The sequence below is a fragment of the Polynucleobacter asymbioticus genome, assembly GCF_018687575.1.
In the GTDB taxonomy this organism is placed as follows: Bacteria; Pseudomonadota; Gammaproteobacteria; order Burkholderiales; family Burkholderiaceae; genus Polynucleobacter; species Polynucleobacter asymbioticus_C.
This window is the reverse complement of record NZ_CP061297.1, coordinates 159,862-174,879: the sequence shown is the minus strand read 5'-3', so window position 1 is coordinate 174,879 and position 15,018 is coordinate 159,862. Positions and strand designations below refer to the sequence as shown.

The window sequence follows — 15,018 nt, the reverse complement described above, 5'->3', positions numbered from 1 at the left end:
TCACCATGTTCAGTGGTGAGGGTTTTTTATTACTCGATTACTTTAGATACTCAATCTCAATATTTCTGCAAACTCTTAGTAACCAGAAACTGATGGCAGAGCCAAGCTACCTTTAGAGGCTTGGACATTTTCATCAAGGTACTTTGTTAATGCAAAAACCGTATTGAGGCAAGGCGTTGGTGTTTCGGTAATCTTGCCAAGCTCAATCACGGATCCCAACAAGGCATCAATCTCTAAGCTACGACCAGCCTCCAAGTCTTGCAACATGGATGTTTTATGTTTACCCACTTTTTCAGCGCCAGCAATACGACGCTCAATATCCACACGGAAAGTGACGCCCAACTTCTCAGCAATAGTTTGCGCTTCGGCCATCATGTTGCGAGCCAACTCTTTGGTAAGTGGATATTGGCAGATACCTTCCAATGTTCCATGAGTCAAAGAGCTGATTGGATTAAATGTCATATTGCCCCACAACTTGAGCCAAATCTCAGAACGAATGTCATCCAATATAGGTGATTTAAATCCAGCCGACGACATCATCTCAGACATCTTCTGAATACGTTCAGTCTGCTTGCCATCCAGCTCACCCAATGGGAAGCGATTACCTTCAACGTGACGAATCACACCAGGTGCTTGAGTAAAGGTAGCTGGATACACTACGCAACCAATAATGTTGTTTGGATTGATTGCATTCTTAGCAACACCGCCAGCATCAACCGTTTCAACTGAATGATCTTGATAGTCGCCACCCAACTTCTGGAAGTACCACCAAGGAATTCCGTTTTGCATCGGAATCAAAATGGTTTCTGGCCCCATGATGGCAGCAAGATCTTCGATGATCGGCTCAACCTGGTGCGCCTTTACTGCCAAAATCACCACATCTGGAGTTTCAGCATCGCGAATTTTTTCAACTGCTTTTACCTGCGCCACTAGAGGCTCAGGCTGGTCATCCATAATTAATGCAAGGCCACGCTCTTTAATTGCGGCTAATGTGGCGCCACGCGCAACTACAGTAACGTCATTGCCAGCGCGCGCCAACATAACAGCAAGGTAACCGCCAATAGCGCCCCCTCCACCGATCACACAGATTTTCATAAGAACTCCATAAAGATAAAAAATTTTGAATTAGTGTCATATTAGATGAGAATATTTTGCGGTGCAACAAAATATTGTGCCTAATATTTAAGCAATTTGGGTCAACTTGCGATCAATCTAGCTCTGGGCACTAAACCACCCAAAAGCATGCCGGTGATGCTGGCTAAAAGACCTGCTAACTGAGGGGGGAGAATAGCCTCAGGGGCAAGTACTTCACAGCTAATCCAGACTACAAGTCCGCAAACCACGGATAACAATCCACCTAAGGAATTTGCCTTAGACCAGTACACCCCAAAAGCCAGTGGTACAAAAGCTGCGACCAAAGTGACTTTGTAAGCGTTCTCGACCATCTTAAAAATCGATAAATTAGAGTTAATAGCAAAAAAAGTTACTACTGCTGTAAAACAGAGAACGGTAATGCGCATGACTTTTAGCAAGTCTTGATCGGATAAATGCTTAAAGAAGCCGCGCACAATGTTCTCCGCAAAAGTAACTGATGGCGCAAGCAATGTAGCGCTGGCGCAACTCTTGATAGCTGATAGTAAGGCACCAAAAAACATTACCTGTGCAATCAGTGGCGCGTGATTCAAAATGAGCTTTGGCAAAATCATTTGTGGATCTGTATATAAGTACTGCTTCACTAGATCTGGACTAATGATGGTTGCAGAGTAAGCCAGATAGAGCGGAACAAATGCGAAGACGAAATACAGCACTCCACCTAGCAAAGCGGCTTGCACTGCAATATTCACATTCTTAGAGGATGTAATCCGCTGAAATACATCTTGCTGCGGAATAGAACCTAACATCATCGTGCATAAAGCGGCTGTAAAGCCGAGGATAGAAGCGAGATTCATCTCTGGCCAGAAGTTGGAAAACTGACCAGCAGCAGCTGCATGCTCAAACACTACGCCAACACCGCCAGTTTGAGATGTTATCTCGCCGCCGATATAAAGCATGCCCACCACAATGATGATCATCTGGATGAAGTCGGTAATTGCCACTGACCACATGCCGCCAAAAAGTGTATAAATCAGCACGCTACCAGCGCCAATTAACATGCCGGCCGTTTGTGTGATGCTGCCTTCAGACACAACATTAAAAACAAGTCCTAAGGCTTTAATCTGCGCAGCAACCCACCCCAAATAGGAAACCACAATGCAGAGTGTTACCAAAACCTCTACGGTACGGCCATATTTCTCCCGAAAGAAATCGCCGATGGTGAGCATACGGCGGTTGTAGAGATGACGAGCAAAAAAGAGCCCAACTAAGATCAGGCATAAAGAGGATCCAAAGGGATCAGAAACAATCCCACCAAGCCCCTCCTTTAGAAAGGTGGCCGGGATACCTAAGACCGCCTCGGACCCAAACCAGGTAGCAAAGACTGTAGCGGTAACGATAGGCAAAGGAAGGCTATGCCCTGCTGCAGCAAAGTCAGCTGTGTTTTTGACCCGTAGTGCAGCCCACAGGCCAATACCTACAGATACCACCCAATAGATGATGACAAACCAAATCAACATCGCCCAATCTCTCCTTCAGGAATTTGGTCAAATTATATGGCCTTGTTACTTATGTCATTTAATCAATCGGGGCAAAAATTGGGCGAGCTGGTCTGACATAATTCATGGGTGAATTCCGCCATACACCCAAAAGAGAACCCCAATAGCGATTTAGCCTATCAGAAGGCGATTTTGGGTTCTGTATCACGTACTTTTGCACTCACCATCCCCCTACTACCTCCAGCGATTGAAGTCGTAGTTGGCAATACCTATTTACTATGTCGGATTGTTGACACAATTGAAGATGCGGCTGAACTGAGCCCAACAGAGAAACAGGATTTATCGAGATTATTTTTAGAGGCTGTTCTGGGTAACATTCCGGTAGAGGCATTTGTAAGTCCCTGCCTTGAAGCATTGAAAGACTACTCCAATGTCGATGAGCTTGATTTAATTGCGCACACCCCAACCGTTCTGCGTATTCTCCAATCCTTTCCCGATGCAGACAAGGCAGCAATTAGTCGTTGCGTTTCAATTATGTCTAACGGCATGTCGCACTTCCATGGCCGACAAACCCAGAAGGGATTAAAGGACCTCGCAGAGTTTGAGGAGTACTGCTATGCGGTGGCTGGCGTGGTGGGAGAGCTACTGACAACCATCTTTAGCAACTACTCTTCTGGATTTGCAAAGCAGATTAAAGGGCATGAGCAGCTTGCAATCGATTTTGGCCAGGCCCTACAAATGACCAATATTCTGAAGGACTCACCAGAAGATCATGCCCGTGGAGTTTCTTGGAAACCAGCAGCCATGTCCCAAGTTGCACTTCTTAAAATTGCCTACGAAAAACTACAAGACTCGATGCGCTACATTTTGCTCATTCCGGAAAATGAAGAAGGCATGAGGCGCTTCTGCTTTCTTGCCTTCGGCCTCGCAGTCATGACGCTGGAGAAGATTGCCGCCAGAAGGGAGTTTAGTCATAAGTCTGAAGTGAAACTATCCAGAAATACCGTTTGGATCTTTTATGCATTCACAAAGATTGCGGCTAGCAATAGCCTTCTCATGAAATCATTCTTTTATGTAGCATCTAGTCAACTCAGACAACTATCTTTAAAAACTCCCTAAAGCACACCCTCATGCTTTAAGAGCCAAATTTTGACCTGGCGATAGAAACCCGGGGCATCTTCCTTCATAAATCCCCCAAGACCTTGTGCAGAGATCACTCTATGGCACGGGGTGACCAGAGGGTAAGGATTGGCGCCACAAGCAGTCCCAACTGCACGGGGTCCGCTTTTAATCTCCTGTGCGATCTCACCATAGGTGCTTGTCTTGCCAACTCCAATACCCAGGGTGGCATTCCAGACTTTTTGCTGATGAACTGTTCCAGCTGGCTTTAATGGAACATCAAATAAGAATGCAGCATCTTTGAAATACTGAGCACACTGTTTTGAAAATGCTTTAGCCAAGGCATTTTTGGGAGTGATTAATGTGGCGCCTGGAGGCAGATAATCGATTTTTGAGATCATCAAGCTACCATCTACCAGCTCTGTTTGCACCCCTAGGCGCCCAAAAGGGGCGGGTATCACGCAATACTCAGCAGATGTAGAAATAGTCATGCCGAAGATTCTGACATACATTGCGGAATAAATTCACACAGGATTTCCTTGTAGCTATAGCTAGTGAAGTAGCACTTTGCTATATTGGTTATTCCTTATTCTTTGTAGGCATCACTGATGGACACTTTTTTTGATGATTGGCCCTTTATTGGCCAAGTCGCATTAGTCCTGTTTTTACTCGCACTATCCGGCTTCTTTTCGATGGCCGAAACCAGCATGCTGTCCTCCAATCGTCATCGCCTACGTGCAATGGCTCATGGTGGCAATGCTGGAGCCGCACTCGCTGAAAAATTATTAAAGCGGATTGATTCCCTGCTTTCAGTGCTACTGATCTCCAACAATCTCATCAACACCATTCTCCCAATTTTAGTTACTGGCATCGCCTTACATATTTTTGGCGATAGCGGTCTGGTATTGTCAATTGCTACATTAGTTGTTGCACTGCTCATCATTATTTTTAGCGAGATCACGCCGAAAGTGATTGGCGCAGCCTTCCCAGAAAAAATTGCTAGCAATGTGGGTTGGTTCATTCTTCCCCTCACGTTCATTCTTAAACCCCTACTGTGGTTCATTAATAGCTTTGTATCGGGCTTGATGAAGGTCTCTGGATTGCAAACTTCAACTGATGCTAGGGTAATGAGTAAAGAAGAATTGCGTAGCCTAGTTCTAGAATCGAATCGCTTTGTTTCTGCCCATCATCGCAATATTCTGCTCAACCTTTTTAATCTTGAAAATATCTTGGTCGATGATGTGATGACGCCCCGCTCCAAGATTGAAGTATTAGATCTTTCTCGTCCAATTGATGAAGTGATTGAGCAACTGGAGACTTGCTATCACAACAAGTTGCCAGTATGCGATGGCGACTCTGAGCGCATCGTGGGTATTCTGTCTGTAAAAAAAGCACTTTCATTGCTAGGTAATGCAGAGCTTCACCATGAAGACTTCAGATCCTTGCTAAATGAGCCTTACTTCATTCCCAGCGGGACGCCTGTTCTGCAGCAGATGCAATTTTTCCAGGACAACCAACAGCGCTTGAGTTTAGTAGTGAACGAGTACGGCGAGGTACTTGGCCTGGTCACTTTTGAAGACATTGTTGAAGAACTCATCGGCGAGTTCACCACTTCATTCTCGAATCTGTCCAATGACCCTCATTGGTTAGCCGATGGGACATATCTTGCTAGCGGTAGCGCATCATTGCGAGATTTGAACCGACTTCTGAACTTAGACCTCCCGCTCGACGGACCGCGCACCCTAAATGGCCTGATCTTAGAAAAGCTTGAAGCGATTCCTGATTACGATGTCAGCATTCGGATTGCTGGCGTAGTGATGGAGATTGTTCAGTTTGATGAGCACGGGGTGAAAACAGTCAAGCTATACCAACCTCTTGTTCAGACCAATCAAGATTGAGTAAGTCACTACATGACTCTCACATTATCCGGACCTGGCATGAGATCGCTGTTGATGCATTAAATAATCGGGCAACGGATATTCATATTGAGGCGAGATCTCAAGAAACGATAGTTCGCACGAGAGTAGATGGTCGCCTCACTCTACAAAATCAATACCCTATTGATTTACATGAGCGATTAATTACGCGCATCAAAATATTAGCGCGCCTTGATATTGCAGAAAAGCGTTTACCTCAAGATGGACGCCTTGTGATTGGCTATGACTTTAGTCATCCCAATATTGATTGCCGAGTATCCATTCTGCCTACCTTGCATGGTGAGAAAGCTGTGGTTCGTATCTTGCCTAGCCGCCTAGAGGAGTTGGCACTAGATCAGATTGGCTTACTGCCAGAGCAACTTGCAATAGTCCGAGATGCTATTGGCCAAACCAATGGACTAATTCTGGTAACAGGTCCTACTGGAAGCGGGAAGACGCGCACCTTATATAGCTGCTTAAGCGCCCTGAACCAAGTACAGCGGAATATTTGCTCTGTTGAGGATCCTATTGAAATCCGACTTCCTGGCGTCAATCAAGTGGCTTACCACCCAAAAGCAGGCTTGGACTTTCCAACCATTATTCGCGCTCTTCTGCGCCAAGATCCAGATGTCATCATGATTGGTGAAATACGGGACTCTGCCAGCGCACAGCTTGCTATTCAGGCTGCGCAAACCGGGCACTTAGTGCTCAGCACGCTTCATACTCGTAACGCCATTGGTGCTTTAACAAGACTTAAAAGCCTCGGTATAGATCAAGAATCAATTGAATCCTGCCTTCGCTGTGTCAGCTCTCAAAGATTAATTCAAAAGCGCTGCAAGCAGTGCAATTCAATTCCACAAAAGTCACCCTGCAATCTTTGTAAGGGATCGGGCTATTTTGGTCGCATTGGTGTCCATGAGGTTTTGGGGGCCAAACAGTTATTTCAATCTATTGAAGCTCTCGATATCCATTCAGCAGGAATGCAGTTACTGAAGTCCGGTTTAATAGATCAGATCTCACTAGATTCCGAACTTGGTACATGGCATTAGTCCCGATGCTACTAAACAAAAAACTCAGTCAGTCTGAGCAGCTATATTTTGCCCAACAAATGTTGGCGCTCATTCAGGCTGGACTTCCCTTACTGAATGCCATACAGCTATTAATTCATTCCGCACCAAAGTCCTGGCAGACTTGGTTAGCAGACGTTCATACACTGCTTCAGAAAGGCAATAGCTTTTCTTTTTGCTTGAGCTCACTAGACGGTAAATTTTCGCCAGAGTTTTCAAACCTCATCAGAGTTAGCGAAAGAACGGGTGATCTTAGCTTGGCACTACGCACTATCTCACAGCAATTAGAAGCCCGGATTGAACTGAGAAGAAAAGTGCAGCAGTCACTGACTTATCCTATGGTTACTTTAGCCACCTCCTTCCTATTAGTGCTAGTGATGATGATTTGGGTTGTGCCTGTATTTAAAGAAGTCTTCGGTCACTTTCAGGCTGAGCTACCGGTACCAACCAGAATTCTCATCTCCATCTCGAGTGGCATCCAAGCTTACTTTCTAGAAATATTACTCGGCACGCTCGTAATAGCCGCAGGCTTTGTATGCGCCTGGATCAAATCTAGCTCACTTCAAAAATATTGTGACGCTCTCTTATTGCGAACACCCTTGTTCGGCAATCTCTTTAGACTGGCAACACTGAGTCATTGGTGTCGAACCTTAGGGCATTTACTGGAAACTGGCTTACCACTTCCAGACGCCCTGAGAGTCACTGCGCAATCTTCAAATCACTGGGTGAGTCACGACTTTAGTGCTGAGATATTTAAACACCTCACTCGTGGCTGGCCACTAGGGGAATCACTCAAAAGGGCAGATCCTAAGTCACGACTGCTTGATGTGGAGACATTGCTACTACTGAATATCGGTGCCGAAAGTGGCGCATTAGCTGAGATGCTTAATAAACGTGCCGCTTCACTGGGAGCACAGTTGAGTGGCAAACTCAATACACTTAGTCAAAGTTTGGAGCCAGCACTCATTCTTTTTGTTGGCGCCATTATTGGTAGCTTGGTCATCATCTTATATCTACCCATTTTTAATTTAGGACAAATCGTATAGTGGATCAGGCAGCAAGCATCTGGATAATCAAATCTCTCTTGATGCTGGCTTTACTTTACTTAGCTTATATTGATTGGAGGACGTTTCGCTTACCCAATGCAATTACATTCCCGCTGATTTTTTTGGGGATTGCTTTTAACGCAGCTTCAGATCTGCGACTTACCAGCCCAAGTTCTGCATGCGTCGGGGCATGCCTAGGCTATGCATCGATTTGGGTGCTCAATACCGGCTATCGCCTCCTTAAAAACCGCAATGGCATTGGCATGGGTGATGCCAAGCTCTTGGCAGCTTTGGGAGCCTGGTTAGGCTGGGGCACTCTCCCCAGCATCCTGCTCATTGCCTCCACCACAGGAATTGTCGGCGGCATCATTTGGCTTCAATGGCGGGGGCACCAGCTTCAACAAGCCTTCCCTTTTGGACCCTTTTTGGCTATTGCTGGCATCATTGAGCTGTTATGGCCTCAACTCATTCCAACCTGGATCCTACCCAAGCTGATCTAAAAGCCTTAAAGGGAGAAATTCCTTTGATTGGCTTAACTGGTGGCATTGGGTCGGGCAAGACTGCGGTAAGCAACTTACTGGCTGGACTTGGAGCCGGGATCATTGATACCGATTTGATTTCTCATCAAATCACCGCCCCTGGCGGAAATGCTATCCCGCTGATTGCTAAAGAATTTGGGGATGACTTTATCAACCCTGAAGGTGCGCTGAATCGAGCCAAAATGCGGAGCATAGTTTTTGCAGACCCAAATGCTCGCCAAGCTTTGGAGACAATAACCCACCCCTTGATTCAGCAAGAAACCGTCAAACAAGCCTTTGGGTTAGCTAAGTCTGGAGTGCCTTACCTTGTTTTTGTAGTCCCCTTACTCATTGAGTCTGGATCTTGGATAAAGCTCATCGACTATCTCGTGGTCGTGGATTGTGCGGAAGATACCCAAATTCAGAGAGTGATGCACCGCAACAATATGACCCGCCTAGACGTAGAGAATATTCTCAAAGCACAAACAAGCCGCAAGGCTCGTTTAGAGCTAGCTAACGCCGTTATTGAAAATCAGGGTAGTCTGGATGAGCTCAAATCAAAGGTTTTGAGTCTGCACCAACAATTGCTCAAAATTTAATAAGAACGCCTAAGTTCGTCATAGAATATAGGCTTGTGATTGTCTACGAATACCCCTTCAATGAATTAGTTCGAAGCATGCTTCGGCTGGAGTATTTGTTCGCCCGCTTCAATCACTTCCTTCGATCAGATGATCCCGAGCTTCACCACAATGCAATTGCGATGTTATTTGACCTCGGTGATATTGGTTCACGAGGTGACATCAAATCATTACTACTCAAAGAATTCGAGCGTCAAAAATACGCATTGAATGGTTTAAAGTCTTCTCAAAAAGTTGATCAAGCAGCGCTCACACAAACTCTCTCTGAAATTGATAAAGCTGCACTGAACATTAATCAGTCGATGGGGAAGCCAAATTCTGCAATTACTGAGAGTGAGTGGCTCAATGCTATTCGTACTCGATTAAATATTCCAGGCGGAACAAGCCCGATTGATTTACCGAGCTACCATGCTTGGAAAAATACCTCTTCGACTCAGCGCCGAGAGTTGTTAGAAAAATACATTGCTCCGCTTTTGCCATGGCATGAAGCTTGTCAAATTTTCTTGAGATTACTTCGTCAATCTGGCGAAGCTAAGGATGTTGTTGCACATCAAGGCTCTTATCAACAAGCGCCATCAGGCAAGGTATATCAATTGATGCGGATTGCTGTAGAAGATGACAGCCTCTTTTCTGAAATCAGTGCGAATAAATATCTACTCTCCATTCGCTTCTTGAAGATTGATCAAGATAAAAAGCCGCAGATCATGAATGCGGACGTGCCTTTTAGGCTTACCCTCTGCCAGCTCTAAGGCTTTAGTAGCTTCAGCTTTTCAAGCATTGGCCACGCAGCTGGCAATAAAGGTTCAACCGTTGGGGGCGCATCTCCGAGTAGTTGCCAAGATAGCGCCTGACTCTCGCAGCCTTTAGGTGTGCCAGTCCATTTTCGAATAATGCTGACATGCAAACGGACATAAGCATGTGGATAGTCATGCTCCAAGACGACCAACTCTTCGCTGGACTCAATATCAATTCCGAGCTCTTCCTGTAATTCACGCTTGAGTGCGGCAAATACTGATTCGCCGGCTTCAATCTTACCTCCCGGCACCTCCCAGTAACCGGCATAAGGCTTTCCCTCGGGGCGCTGACCTAGAAGATAGCGTCCTTCTGCATCGAGAAGAATGCCGGCAGCAACTTCTGTTACGGGGCGATTAGAGTCACTCATGCGTCTTTAACAATTAAGCAGTATGTGAACCCGCCCAGTGCTTAGCAAACTGCCAAGCCACGCGACCAGAACGTGAGCCACGTTCCAGAGCCCAAACCAATGCCTCAGCTCTAGCACCTTCAATCTGTACATCGCTCAAACCAAAATGACGCAACCAGTGAGCAACAATTTCGAGATACTCATCTTGTTTTGGCGGATAGAAAGAAAGCCATAATCCAAAACGCTCTGAGAGGGAAATTTTTTCCTCAACCACTTCGCCCGGATGAATTTCACCATCATCACCATGCACATATCCCTCGTTGTCCTTCATATATTCAGGCAAGAGGTGGCGTCGATTGGAGGTGGCGTAAATCAAAATATTGTCCACTTGAGCTGATACAGAGCCATCCAAAGCAGACTTCATAGCTTTATAGCCAGATTCGCCATCCTCAAATGAGAGGTCATCACAAAAAACAATAAAACGCTCTGGACGATCAGCTAACAAATCAGTGATATCAGCCAAGTCAGCTAAGTGCTCTTTTTCAACTTCAACTAAGCGCAATCCCTGGCTAGCAAACTCATGCAAGCTTGCTTTAATGAGCGATGACTTGCCTGTACCGCGTGCGCCAGTTAATAAAATATTATTAGCAGGCTTTTTTTGAATGAAGTTCTTCGTGTTGTCACGAATTGCATCGCGTTGACGATCGATATTTTTTAGGTCTTCAAAAGTAATATCTGCAACATGTTTTACGGGCTGTAAAAATCCAATACTTCCAAAGATACTATCCCGACGACGCCATCTAAAAGCAGTTGAAGATTTCCACTGCTCTTCGGTCAAGGCTTTAGGTAAAAATGTTTCAAGATGACTTAAGAGCTGCTCTAGTTTTTCATTCATTTCACAAATTCCTATGAGCGATAATCAGCATTAATGGAAACGTAGTCATGCGATAAGTCACAGGTCCACATCGTCTGCTGCGCTGACCCCCGCCCCAAATCAATCTTGATGGTGATTTCTGAAGCCTTCATCACCCTTTGACCATCAGCCTCTTGGTAATCCGGGTGACGGCCACCATTTTTGGCAACCCATACATCTCCGAGCCACATTTGCACTTGATTGACATCTAGGTCAGCAATACCAGCATAGCCAATCGCTGCCAGGATGCGCCCTAAATTGGGATCACTGGCAAAGAAAGCGGTTTTAACTAAAGGTGAGTGGGCGATTGCCTCTGCTACTAAGCGGCACTCATCTTCTGTCTTGCCACCCTGCACATCAATCGTAATAAATTTAGTAGCGCCCTCACCATCTCTTACGATCATTTGAGCGAGCTTACGGGCAAGATCAATTAATGCAGTTCGAACCAAACCATAACTAGCATCGGTAGTTGATTGAATTTTTACCGATGACTGGCCGGTTGCCATAATGATGAATGAGTCATTCGTTGAGGTATCCCCATCGATCGTAATAGCATTAAACGAAAGATCAGCAATCTCACGCGTCAGAGAGGAAAGAAGTCCTGGTGCAAATCCAGCATCAGTCGCAATGAATCCCAACATGGTCGCCATATTCGGATGAATCATGCCCGCGCCCTTACAAATACCGGTGATAGTCACCAGTCCGGAAGGGGTATCTACAGCAATAGATGCAGCTTTAGGTTGTGTATCGGTTGTCATGATAGCCTCTGCAGCATCAAGCCAATGATCCTCAGCCAGGTTTGCAACTGCATTAGGTAATCCAGAAACTAATCTATCAATTGGCAGGGGCTCCAGAATCACGCCAGTTGAAAATGGCAAAACTTGCTCTGGATTGAGTTTGAGTTCTTTTGCTAACTCAGCACAAGTTACTAAAGCATCTTGCATGCCTCGCTCACCAGTTCCTGCATTGGCATTACCAGTATTCACTACCAGTGCACGAATCTCACCCTTGGCACCATTCAGAGCTAAATGCTCCTTACAAACCTGAACTGGCGCAGCGCAGAATCGGTTTAAAGTAAAAACGCCGGCAACCTGGGAGCCGGGCATCAAAGTCATCACCAATAAATCTTTGCGATTAGCTTTCTTAATTCCAGCTTCAGCGATGCCCATCTGAAAACCTTGAACAGGCTTGAGTTGGTCTTTTTGGGGGAGCGGTAGATTAACTGTCATGATCTGACAATTGTAGATGAGGCATTAGAGAGCTGCCGAGTCTGGCAGCTCTGTTCAAATCCCAGTCAATTTAAGTTAATGCGCCGCAGCAGTTCTTGTACTTCTTACCACTACCGCAGGTGCAAGGATCATTGCGGCCTACTTTAGGGCCAGAGCGCATGGGTGCAGGTGCAATTTCAATTGCCGCACCACGGTCGCCGGTCGAACCAGCTACCTCAAGGTCTGCATCAGCGTGCTGATATTGCACACCTGAGAGTTTCGCTAAATCTTCATTCATTGACTCAGAAGCTTCATCTAACTCACTAGCGCTACGAATTTGTACTGTCATGATGCTTTTCACAACATCATTCTTAATGACATTCAGCAGCTCACCATATAACTCAAACGCTTCACGACGATATTCTTGTTTTGGATCTTTCTGAGCATAGCCACGCAAATGAATGCCTTGACGTAAATGATCCAAAGCGGCCAAATGTTCGCGCCAATGGGTATCTAAGCTGTAAAGCAAAACAGAGCGCTCAAATCCAGCAAAAGACGCGCGTCCAGAAAGCTCTACTTTTGCATCGTAAGTTTCTTTTGCTGCCGCTAGAACGCGATCAACGATTTGCTCGTCATCCATGGATTCAGCATTTTCAACCCAATTTTTGAGGTCAACCGTTAAACCCCAATCGCTGGCTAATACATTCTCTAGACCAAGCAAATCCCATTGCTCTTCCATCGACTCTAAAGGAATATATAGGGCGCAAATGCTACGCAAGACATCTTCACGCAAATTCGCAATTAAATCGCCAACATCAGCGCTTTCTAGAACCTCATTTCTGAGACGGTAAGTTTCTTTGCGCTGATCATTAGCAACGTCGTCATAATCCAAGAGTTGCTTACGAATATCAAAGTTACGACCTTCAACCTTACGCTGAGCAGACTCAATAGAACGGGTCACCATGCCCGCCTCAATCGGCTCGCCATCAGGCATCTTCAAACGATCCATCACAGCACGTAGACGATCTCCAGCAAAAATACGCAGGAGTGAATCATCTAGAGAAAGATAAAAACGGGAAGAACCAGGATCACCCTGGCGGCCAGCACGTCCACGCAGCTGATTATCAATACGGCGACTTTCGTGACGCTCTGTACCAATAATATGTAAACCACCGGAGGCTAAGACTTGATCATGCAAGCTTTGCCATTCATCTTGCAAAGTTTTAATCTTGGCAGCTTTTTCTACATCAGATAAACCAGCATCTGCTTCAATTAATGAAGACTGTTTGCCAACGTTACCGCCTAAAACAATGTCTGTTCCACGACCGGCCATATTGGTAGCAATGGTGATCATCTTTGGTCTACCAGCTTGAGCAATGATCTCTGCTTCGCGAGCATGCTGCTTTGCATTCAATACCTGATGCGCTAACTGACGCTTGTCTAACAGGCCCGCAATTAATTCTGAGTTCTCAATTGAAGTTGTACCAACTAGTACGGGTTGGCCACGCTGATAGCAATCCTCAATGTCTTTGATAACCGCATCGTAACGCTCACGAGATGTCTTATAGATTTGATCTTGACGATCTTTTCTTTGACTGATTCGATTTGGTGGGATCACTACCGTTTCAAGGTTATAAATCTCCTTGAACTCATATGCTTCAGTATCAGCAGTACCAGTCATACCAGCCAACTTACCGTACATACGGAAGTAGTTCTGGAAGGTAATAGTGGCCAAGGTCTGATTCTCATTCTGAATCTGCACACCCTCTTTGGCTTCCACAGCTTGATGCAAGCCATCAGACCAGCGACGACCCTGCATTAAGCGACCCGTGAACTCATCAACAATAATGACTTCACCATTCTGAACAACATACTGTTGATCACGGTTATACAAAGTATGAGCACGTAATGCCGCATACACGTGATGCATCAGAGTAATATTTTGCGGAGCATATAAAGAGTCGCCATCATTGAGGGCGCCAAGCTCAACCAAAACTGTCTCAGCCTTATCGTGGCCACGCTCTGTTAAGTAGACTTGTTGCGTCTTTTCATCTACCCAGTAATCGCCTGACTTTTCAACACCAGTGCCATCTGCTTTTTCTTCGCCAATTTGGCGCTCCAAGTAAGCAGGCAATGCATTGATCTTGATATACAAATCGGTGTGATCTTCCGCCTGACCAGAAATGATCAATGGGGTGCGTGCCTCATCAATCAAAATAGAGTCAACCTCGTCAACAATCGCATAAGCTAGGCCACGTTGAACACGCTGACCCAAGTCTTGAACCATGTTGTCACGGAGATAGTCAAAACCAAACTCATTATTGGTACCGTAGGTGATATCAGCCGCATAAGCTTCTTGCTTAGTCGTGTGATCCATCTGCGATAGATTCACGCCCACCGTCATACCTAAGAAGTTGTAGAGCGTTGACATCCATTCAGCATCACGCTGAGCTAAGTAATCGTTGACCGTAATAACGTGGACACCCTTACCGGTCAGGGCATTTAAATACACAGGAAGCGTGGCGGTTAAGGTCTTACCTTCACCAGTTCCCATTTCAGCAATCTTGCCTTGATGTAATGCAAGGCCACCCATCATCTGCGCATCAAAATGGCGCATCTTCATCACTCGCGTGCTCGCCTCACGAACTACTGCAAAAGCCTCTGGAGCAATATCATCTAATGACTCACCAGCAGCCAAACGCGACTTGAACTCAGCAGTTTTCGCTTGCAGGGAAGCATCATCCAAAGCTTGCATGCCAGGCTCGAAAGCACCAACTTTTGCAACTACTTTGCGATACTGTTTTAAGAGGCGGTCGTTACGACTGCCGACCAGGGTTTTAAGAAGACCGATTACCATGGGA

Annotated in this window: 14 protein-coding genes; 7 read left to right on the top strand and 7 right to left on the bottom strand. The window is 45.7% G+C overall.

Annotated elements, in window-relative coordinates; translation table 11 throughout:
* Positions 1–75 precede the first annotated feature (75 nt).
* Both AOC19_RS00965 and AOC19_RS00960 read right to left on the bottom strand, forming a co-directional pair.
* The gene (locus AOC19_RS00965; protein WP_215376695.1) at positions 76–1,095 is read right to left on the bottom strand and encodes a 2-dehydropantoate 2-reductase; all 1,020 of its coding nucleotides are present in this window, start codon (positions 1,093–1,095) and stop codon (positions 76–78) included.
* 101 nt (positions 1,096–1,196) lie between these two features.
* Positions 1,197–2,612 (bottom strand): sodium:solute symporter family protein, encoded by a 1,416-nt coding sequence (locus tag AOC19_RS00960; RefSeq protein WP_215376692.1) that lies wholly within the window; start codon positions 2,610–2,612, stop codon positions 1,197–1,199.
* Positions 2,613–2,720: 108 nt separating this feature from the next.
* Between AOC19_RS00960 and AOC19_RS00955 the strand changes: the two genes are divergently transcribed.
* Entirely contained in the window at positions 2,721–3,710 is a 990-nt protein-coding gene (locus AOC19_RS00955) for a squalene/phytoene synthase family protein (RefSeq protein ID WP_215376689.1), read from the top strand.
* Here the strand turns inward: AOC19_RS00955 and AOC19_RS00950 are convergent.
* Positions 3,707–4,201, bottom strand: a complete 495-nt coding sequence (locus AOC19_RS00950; RefSeq protein WP_215376686.1) for a methylated-DNA--[protein]-cysteine S-methyltransferase — start codon at positions 4,199–4,201, stop codon at positions 3,707–3,709. The two genes, AOC19_RS00955 and AOC19_RS00950, sit on opposite strands and share 4 nt — an antisense overlap.
* A gap of 117 nt (positions 4,202–4,318) precedes the next feature.
* On the opposite strand from AOC19_RS00950, the gene AOC19_RS00945 reads away from it, so the two are divergent.
* The 6 genes from AOC19_RS00945 to zapD are packed head-to-tail and all read left to right on the top strand — an operon-like array spanning position 4,319 to position 9,644.
* Positions 4,319–5,608, top strand: coding sequence for an HlyC/CorC family transporter (locus AOC19_RS00945; RefSeq protein ID WP_215376683.1), 1,290 nt, complete (start codon positions 4,319–4,321; stop codon positions 5,606–5,608).
* The gene (locus AOC19_RS00940) at positions 5,605–6,675 is read left to right on the top strand and encodes a GspE/PulE family protein (protein WP_215376682.1); all 1,071 of its coding nucleotides are present in this window, start codon (positions 5,605–5,607) and stop codon (positions 6,673–6,675) included. Before AOC19_RS00945 ends, AOC19_RS00940 begins: the two co-directional genes overlap by 4 nt.
* The gene (locus tag AOC19_RS00935; protein WP_251368047.1) at positions 6,666–7,739 is read left to right on the top strand and encodes a type II secretion system F family protein; all 1,074 of its coding nucleotides are present in this window, start codon (positions 6,666–6,668) and stop codon (positions 7,737–7,739) included. The genes AOC19_RS00940 and AOC19_RS00935 overlap by 10 nt, the downstream gene beginning before the upstream one ends.
* A 41-nt stretch (positions 7,740–7,780) precedes the next feature.
* Positions 7,781–8,239: a prepilin peptidase gene (locus AOC19_RS00930; protein WP_215376679.1), complete on the top strand. Its 459-nt coding sequence runs from the start codon at positions 7,781–7,783 to the stop codon at positions 8,237–8,239.
* Complete coding sequence (gene coaE, locus AOC19_RS00925) at positions 8,194–8,856, top strand: dephospho-CoA kinase (protein WP_435367676.1); 663 nt, start codon at positions 8,194–8,196, stop codon at positions 8,854–8,856. The genes AOC19_RS00930 and coaE overlap by 46 nt, the downstream gene beginning before the upstream one ends.
* Before the next feature lie 35 nt (positions 8,857–8,891).
* On the top strand, positions 8,892–9,644 hold the full coding sequence (zapD, locus tag AOC19_RS00920; protein ID WP_215376677.1) for a cell division protein ZapD: 753 nt from the start codon (positions 8,892–8,894) through the stop codon (positions 9,642–9,644).
* Here the strand turns inward: zapD and AOC19_RS00915 are convergent.
* The 4 genes from AOC19_RS00915 to secA form a co-directional block, all read right to left on the bottom strand.
* Entirely contained in the window at positions 9,641–10,057 is a 417-nt protein-coding gene (locus AOC19_RS00915) for an NUDIX domain-containing protein (RefSeq protein WP_215376674.1), read from the bottom strand. The genes zapD and AOC19_RS00915 overlap by 4 nt on opposite strands.
* Before the next feature lie 13 nt (positions 10,058–10,070).
* The gene (locus tag AOC19_RS00910; protein ID WP_215376671.1) at positions 10,071–10,931 is read right to left on the bottom strand and encodes an ATP-binding protein; all 861 of its coding nucleotides are present in this window, start codon (positions 10,929–10,931) and stop codon (positions 10,071–10,073) included.
* A gap of 11 nt (positions 10,932–10,942) precedes the next feature.
* Positions 10,943–12,178 (bottom strand): bifunctional glutamate N-acetyltransferase/amino-acid acetyltransferase ArgJ, encoded by a 1,236-nt coding sequence (gene argJ, locus AOC19_RS00905; protein ID WP_215376668.1) that lies wholly within the window; start codon positions 12,176–12,178, stop codon positions 10,943–10,945.
* A gap of 70 nt (positions 12,179–12,248) precedes the next feature.
* On the bottom strand, positions 12,249–15,014 hold the full coding sequence (gene secA / locus AOC19_RS00900) for a preprotein translocase subunit SecA (RefSeq protein WP_215376666.1): 2,766 nt from the start codon (positions 15,012–15,014) through the stop codon (positions 12,249–12,251).
* Positions 15,015–15,018: the final 4 nt, after the last annotated feature.